Annotated in this window: 5 protein-coding genes and 1 pseudogene; 4 read left to right on the top strand and 2 right to left on the bottom strand. The window is 60.3% G+C overall.

Annotated elements, in window-relative coordinates:
• Positions 1 to 436: 436 nt before the first annotated feature.
• Both ASE60_RS19695 and ASE60_RS19690 read right to left on the bottom strand, forming a co-directional pair.
• Positions 437 to 766 (bottom strand): annotated as a pseudogene (locus tag ASE60_RS19695) (haloacid dehalogenase-like hydrolase); the annotation flags it as partial.
• A 122-nt stretch (positions 767 to 888) separates the two neighbouring features.
• On the bottom strand, positions 889 to 2574 hold the full coding sequence (locus ASE60_RS19690) for an arylsulfatase (protein WP_057252242.1): 1686 nt from the start codon (positions 2572 to 2574) through the stop codon (positions 889 to 891).
• 721 nt (positions 2575 to 3295) lie between these two features.
• Here ASE60_RS19690 and ASE60_RS19685 point away from each other — a divergent pair.
• From ASE60_RS19685 to ASE60_RS19670, 4 genes are all read left to right on the top strand, one after another.
• Positions 3296 to 5092, top strand: a complete 1797-nt coding sequence (locus tag ASE60_RS19685; protein WP_244495672.1) for a sensor histidine kinase — start codon at positions 3296 to 3298, stop codon at positions 5090 to 5092.
• Positions 5089 to 5760 (top strand): response regulator transcription factor, encoded by a 672-nt coding sequence (locus tag ASE60_RS19680; protein WP_057252240.1) that lies wholly within the window; start codon positions 5089 to 5091, stop codon positions 5758 to 5760. Before ASE60_RS19685 ends, ASE60_RS19680 begins: the two co-directional genes overlap by 4 nt.
• 88 nt (positions 5761 to 5848) lie before the next feature.
• Positions 5849 to 6232, top strand: a complete 384-nt coding sequence (locus ASE60_RS19675; protein WP_057252239.1) for a response regulator — start codon at positions 5849 to 5851, stop codon at positions 6230 to 6232.
• Positions 6233 to 6301: 69 nt separating this feature from the next.
• Positions 6302 to 6585, top strand: a 284-nt coding sequence (locus ASE60_RS19670; protein WP_244495671.1) for a sulfatase-like hydrolase/transferase, incomplete at its 3' end; no start/stop codon positions are given.

The following is a 6585-nucleotide window of genomic DNA, read 5'->3' as shown; positions in this document are numbered from 1 at the left end:
CAGGATGTTCGGCTTTCTCGTCTCCTGAGCTTGCGCCGGGGCGATCGCGCCCCAGAGAAACGCCACAGTCGTCAACGCACCGAGACTGTAACTAAGGCTTTTGCGGATCATTTTCAGCTCCTCCGGTGAATACACATCTCCCGTTCGGAAGATATCCGTTGCGGTGGCCTTCGCGCTGGAGCGCCGCGCGTTCAAGGGGGAGCGCACAAAGGACACTCTGGACGCATGGACGACAATCCATCGAAATTCGGCGACCGCATGTAAAACCTTGCATTGACGGATGCGCCGAAAGCACGCCGGAGCATTCGCGTCTGCTGTCCGTTGAAATTGGAATTATGCCCAGTTCACGTAATCGCTACCTATGCGAACGCCACCCATCGCATCGAAGCCTAGTCAGGATTGCGCCTCAGCGATATTGTCCTTTGGGGCAGCGCATGAACGGCTGCGTGTCCGTCCATTCGGGATGGGAAGCTGCCTCGGCCTTCACGCGGTCGAGTGCGAAGGCGAGTTGGGTGTACATCGGATGCTCGACCCACAGCGTGGCGTCATTGTCGAAAACGGCGATGCGCTCCGGTTCGGGAGCGAAGTCGGGCGAGTTTTCCTTGGTCACCTTCTCGACGAAGGCGACGATGGCCGCCTTCGGGACGGTGTCATTCCACGACGGCAGCGGAGCGGTCTGGGCCTGCGCCGAGGCAACAACAAACAACGTTGCCAGGCCAAGCACGACTCCGCCGGCCAGTCTGAGGAAGTTACGTCCCAAAGTCATAACGACCCCTCCATCGGTTAGGTGTCCAGATTCCCGCATCGTCCCTTGAGACATGCGGAGGACTGTGCCTTGAAACCAGACGGGCGGCCCTGGAAAACCGCCCGTCGTGTTGAGCGGGCCTTCTAGTTACCTGGCTTGTTCTTAATTGCGGCGTCGATCTGCTTCTTGACAGCATCAAGATTGAACGAAGCCGGGTCTTGCATCGGCGGATAGTCAATCGCCGTGAGCGCCAGTTTTGCGACCTCCTGCTGGACGCTGACGAACCGCCAGAACTCGCGTGCGAAGAAGTCATTCATATAGCCTCCGCCGAGGTCATTGAGGCTTTGGCCGCCGATCGATGGTGTCCGCTCGAATGGGTCCTGGCGGATATTCACCATAGTGGGCATGTCCGTTGTGACCTTCCCACCGGGCCAGCCCTGCGGCTGTTGGAAGAACTGGAACTTGAAGTTGTCGATGCGAACCGCCCCCAGAGAAGGGCCGCCGAAGTAGAAAAATTCATGCCGTGCGGATGGGGATTTGCCCACCAGCAGGTCCAACTGATTGTAGCCATCAAGGTGATTCTTGTAGGTCCTGTCGCCCAGCTTCACACCCTTGAGCAACTGCTCAGTGATCTCGGTGTTGCCAGCTGCCGCCGCCAGCGTGGGGAACCAATCCAGAGCGGAGAAGATGCCGTTCTCGACAGTGCCCGGCCTGACTTTACCCGGCCAGCGGATGATTGCCGGTGCCCGAAAGCCGCCTTCCATCACCGTACCCTTGGTGCCCTTGAACGGGGTCATGCCACCGTCGGGCCAGGTAAACACCTCCGCCCCATTGTCAGTTGTAAAGATGACGATGGTGTTGTCGGTCTCGCCCGCATCCTCCACACACTTCATGATGGCGCCGACGCTGTCATCCAGTTGCGCCATGCCGGCTTCTTCGAGGCCGTAATTGCTGTCGCTGTTCATGAGCGCCTGGTATTTTGGCGACAGAAACGTCCAGACGTGCATGCGCGTCGTGTTGTGCCAGACAAAGAACGGTTTGCCGTCAGTCTTGGCCTTGTCCATGAAGTCGCACGAGGCCTTGACCAGCACTTCGTCGAACGTCCCCATGTCGTACTTTGCCTTGGGCGTGATGTCATGCATGTTCGGCACGTTGGTCATGTCGGCGAATGGCGCCAGAGGTCCCTCGTCGACGATCCGCTGCTTGCCGATCTTGCCCCAACGCGGCTGCTCGGTCGTGTCGTCCGTGTCCGTTGCAAAGCTGTGGACCAAATTGCGCGGCCCCACTTTGTCCCGGTACGATTGGTCATTCGGGAACGAATACCAGTAGGGGTCTGACATCGCATCGAGGTGATACAGGTACCCGAAGAACTCATCGAAGCCATGCAGCGTTGGCAGGAACTTGTTCAAATCGCCGAGATGGTTCTTACCGAATTGACCGGTGGCGTAGCCCTCGGTCTTGAGGGCGGCGGCAATGGTTGCGGCCTTGTCCGGCATGCCGACGTCTGCCCCCGCTTGTCCGACCGTCGTCAAGCCGGTGCGCAACGGGATTTCACCTGTGATGAAGCTTGCTCGGCCCGCAGTGCAGCTCGCTTCCGCGTAGTAGTCGGTAAATAGCATGCCCTCGGAGGCAAGCTTGTCGAGGTTCGGCGTCTTCCCGGACATGATGCCCCGGTGATAGGCGCCAATGTTGAACCAGCCAACATCATCGCCCATGATGACGACAATGTTGGGTTTTTGCTGATCTTGCGCGGCTGCCGGCATGATTGCTGCTGAGGCAACAAAAGTGGAAGCCAGCAGACCAAACCAGATGTTTTTCATCTTGCTCATGGTCTCGATTCCCTCCCTGGCTGCCCGAAATGGGCCGGCAGCCTGCGCCCCATATGGCAACGCCTCATGCCGCATCTTCCAGTTATCGCAGGCGGGTCGATTGTTATCGTCGACACAGCGGAGCAGTTTCCTCGAAGGGACTTCTCAGCGTGCGTGTCCGACACTTCTCCTCAACGCACCAAGACCATAATTTATGGTTGTGCGACTCATTGCCGGTCCCCCCGACGAACGTGTGATGACGCACTCTGCCAGCCGAAGATAGCTGACGGTGGCCTGACCACATGCAGACCTTGCATTGATGGATGCACCGAAGCACGCCGCGCGTCTGTTGTCGTCGAAACTGGAACTACGCCGAGTTCACGCAATTGCTACTTACGCGAAAGCTATTCATCGCATCGCAGCCTAGTCAGGAACGCGCCTCGGCGGTATTGTCCTTTGGGGCAGCGCGCACGAGTTGGCGCGGTATGGATCGGTCAGCAATCGCATTGGGTGTGGAAGCCGTACGCAGGGCAGGAAGGTTTCGGCGCGGGGGCCGGACTAATTTTTGAAATAGTTGAACGCCGACGGGCAGTCGCCCCGGCCGCATCGTCACCTCCGAACGCATTGACGGAGAATGGCGCAAAGGACGTTCAATATGGCTCGTGCATCGACGAAACCATCGAGCCCGTTCACCCGGATCGCATCCGCATTTCGTTGCCTTCTGTTGCTCTTGATCATTGTGATGGCCGAGCCCTTGTCGGCGGAGATCGTGGACCAGGTGCCACGCATCCTCATCCTCTATCCCTATGACGAGAAAATCCCGGCAACGACCATTGCTGGCGAGACCCTGAGACATCGACTGCAGCAGGCGACAATGGGCAAGGTCGATCTGTTCTCGGAATTTCTCGATCTTTCCAGATTCCCCGAGAAGGTTCACATCGACCGGATGGCGCGATATCTCAGTGAGAAATACGCCGACCGACGTCCGGATGTAGTGATTGCGCTTGGTGAGGAGGCAACGGGCTTCATCGTCAAGTACCGGCATGCGATCGCCCCGGATGCGAAGATCGTGTTCTGCTGCTTCAGCAGCGCGGACGCCGTGAAGTTGAGTCTGCCGAGCGACGTCGTCGGGGCTTTCAGCGAGTATGACATCGCAAAAACCCTTCTCATGGCGCGCGGTCTCCAGCCGGAAGCCCGCGATCTCGTCATCATCGGCGGGTCCTCGGATTTCGACCGCTCCTGGCTTGCGACGGCGCGCTCGGATCTCCCCGGCCCCGCAAGCGGTCTTAAAACGACCTACGTCGAGGATTTGACCATCGATGAATTCGCAGACCGCGCCTCGCGTGTGCCGGAAGGGAGCATCATTCTGGTTCTGACCGTCTTTACCGATCGCAGCGGCAGGAACTTCATTCCGCGCAACGCGCTCGAACGGATTGCCGCCAAGGCGAGCGCTCCCGTCTACGGTCCCTATTCCACGTATATCGGCCATGGCGCCGTCGGCGGTAATACCGTCACCTTCGAGTCGGTCGGAACGGCGGTCGCCGAACTCGCCCTCGACGCGATCGCGGGAAAACCGATCGCCAGCGTCAACGTGCCGAAAACCTTTGTCGCCGATGCGAGAGAGTTGACGCGCTGGGGCTTGCCGGAGAGCGGGCTTCCTGCCGGAACCGTCCTGAGCTTCAAGGAGAAGAGCCTCTGGGAGGAATACTGGGCGGCGATCATCGGCATCGTTGCAGCGCTTGCGCTTCAGGGGGCGATCATCACGGTGCTTCTGGTCGAGCGGCAGCGCCGGCTGGCCGCGGAGCAGGAAGCGCGGCTTCGTCTGCTCGAACTCGTGCATCTCAACCAGTCGGCAACGGCGGGAGCCCTGTCGGCATCGATCGCCCATGAACTGAACCAGCCGCTCGGAGCGATCCGCAGCAATGTCGATGCCCTCGAAATCCTGCTTCGGAAAGAGCAGCCGGATCTCGACCTCATCCGGCAGATTCTCATCGACATCCGCGAGGACGACCAGCGCGCCAGCGATATCATTGTTCGACTGCGGGGACTGCTGAAGAAGCGAAGCGAGATCGACTGGCAGGAATTCGACCTGAATGAGGTGGTCAACAGCGCGATCCATATCCTCCACGCCGAGGCGGGACAAAAAAGCATCGTCGTCAGCTCCAGCGACCCGACCCGGGCGCTGCCGGTGCGGGCCGACAAGGTACATCTCCAGCAAGTCATTCTCAACCTCGCCACCAATGCGATGGACGCCATGGTCGATGCGGCGACGACCGAGCGGAAGCTGGTCTTTCGGACGGCGCTGATCGAGAATTCCGAGGTCGAGCTGTCGATCTCCGATACCGGCCGCGGCATCCCGAGCGACCAGCTCGACCATGTTTTCCATGCGTTCTACACGACCAAGCCGACAGGCACCGGGCTGGGTCTCTCGATCGCCCGCGCGATTATCGAAACCTATGGCGGCAAGATATGGGCGGACAATCGTGCCGAAGGCGGCGCCGTGTTTCGTTTCGTCCTGCCGCTTGCTCAGCACGGATGACCCAATTGGAACCCATCATTCATATCGTCGACGACGACAACTCCTATCGCACCGCGCTGGCACGGTTGATGGAGGCATCCGGCTATCGCGTCGTCACCTACGGCTCGGGCGAAGAGCTTTTGGCCAACCTGTCGGGCTCCGACCCCGGATGCATCCTCCTCGACCTGCAGATGCCAGGTCTGAGCGGGCTCGAGTTGCAGGACCGGCTCACCGAGAAAGCACCACTGCTGCCGATCGTGTTTCTGACGGGGCGAGGCGACATCAAGGCGAGCGTCCGGGCGATGAAGGCCGGCGCCGAAGATTTCCTGGAGAAACCGGCCTCGAGGGAGGCGTTGCTGGGGGCCGTCGAGCGGGCGCTGCTTCGCTCAGAGATACGGCGCGCCGAACACGATCGCGTCCATACACTCCAGGCGCGTCTGGACGCCCTGACGCCACGCGAGTTCGACGTTTTCGGCCTGATCGTCCGCGGCAAGCTCAATAAGCAGATCGCTTACGAACTCGGCACCTCCGAACGAACCGTCAAGGCGCACCGGCACAACGTCATGGAAAAGCTTGGCGTGCATTCGCTGGCCGAGGCCGTGTCGATCGCAGAGAGACTGGGACTTCTCGACCTGACAGCAAAACCGTCTGATGATGCGCACGGTGCTGTTCGCCGCGCTTCCCCATAGGACAATATCCAGCCTTCGACGTTGGTCATACGATCGTCATGATCGGGGCTGGACATGCCTTTCCGCATGGGCCTCAGAAAGGCATCCCTTGGAAAGCCAACCACGCAAAGTGGCCGTCGTGGAAGACGATCCGAGCATGCGCAAGAGCGTCGCGCGGCTGTTGAACGCGCATGGTTTCGCGACGGAAGGATATGCCTCGGCCGAGGCCTTTCTGAACCGCGCCACGTCGAGCGAGATCGGCTGCATCGTGCTCGATGTCCATCTCGGCGGCATATCCGGCATCGAACTCTGGCACCGGCTGAAGGACGGCGGCTCGAAGATAAAGGTCATCTTCATCACCGCCGTCGACGATCAGGCGCTCGAACAGGAGGCGGTCAAAGCGGGCTGCGTCGCCTATCTGCACAAGCCGTTCCCGGCCGAATCCCTGATCGACGCCATCGAAAGGGCGATGACGGTTTCGCCCGACGATTGAATGACGAGCCAGCGGAAGCCGCTCCGAAGCAGCACTCGCGGACGGCGGTTTCGAAAGGGGAGACGAAACATGAAGTGGCTCGGACCGTGGCGGGGAATGTGCTTTGTATTGGCGATCGGCTCCTGTCTCGTTGCCAATGCGTTGCCTGTCGGAACAGCATCTGCGCAGCAATCGACGCCAAACATCCTCTTCGTTCTCGCCGACAACGTCGGCTACGGCGACATCGGCGTCTACGGCGGCGGGGAGCTGCGCGGGTCGCCGACGCCGCGCATCGACCAGCTCGCCGCAGAGGGCCTGCGGCTGACGCAGTTCCTGGTCGAGCCATCCTGCACGCCGTCGCGCGCCGCTTTGAT

The sequence above is a fragment of the Ensifer sp. Root278 genome (assembly GCF_001429285.1).
Classification (GTDB): Bacteria; Pseudomonadota; Alphaproteobacteria; order Rhizobiales; family Rhizobiaceae; genus Ensifer.
Note: the sequence above shows the minus strand (reverse complement) of the source record. Positions and strands in the feature narration are given on the sequence as shown.

What these genes read in the sequence shown, in the direction of transcription:
- ASE60_RS19690 (WP_057252242.1), bottom strand. Translation starts at nt 2,574, where the DNA reads ATGAGCAAGATGAAAAACATCTGGTTTGGTCTGCTGGCTTCCACTTTT.
- ASE60_RS19680 (WP_057252240.1), top strand. Translation starts at nt 5,089, where the DNA reads ATGACCCAATTGGAACCCATCATTCATATCGTCGACGACGACAACTCC.
- ASE60_RS19685 (WP_244495672.1), top strand. Translation starts at nt 3,296, where the DNA reads ATGGCCGAGCCCTTGTCGGCGGAGATCGTGGACCAGGTGCCACGCATC.